This window comes from Phormidium sp. CCY1219 (genome assembly GCF_055795085.1).
The window spans coordinates 1-266 of the sequence record NZ_JAYFEQ010000024.1 but is presented as its reverse complement, the minus strand read 5'-3'; the positions used below and the strand labels follow the sequence as shown (position 1 = coordinate 266).

The window sequence follows — 266 nt, the reverse complement described above, 5'->3', positions numbered from 1 at the left end:
TCACTAATCGAAGAATGGCCACCCACTTCCGGTTCGATGCGTAACAAAGCATCCGGTTGAGGTTCGTTATCTTCATCCAAACGAACAGTGGCGTCAATCAGCGGATCTACACCGGGGGTTGCGGTCCAATAAGCGCTTAACCAAGCCATAATAATGGCATGAGGTCTGCTATGTAGATTTGCTCGAACCGGGGAAGCCACGTAAACAACTCCTTCAATTAATTCGGCTTTTTTAATCTGCGATGCAGCCGCGTAGCGACGCTCAAA

1 protein-coding gene is annotated in these 266 nt (G+C 48.9%); it reads right to left on the bottom strand.

What is annotated here, in order from left to right; translation table 11 throughout:
• The coding region (locus tag AC0QH1_RS00290) for a Uma2 family endonuclease (protein ID WP_324628750.1) at window positions 1–266 on the bottom strand (266 nt) is incomplete at both ends.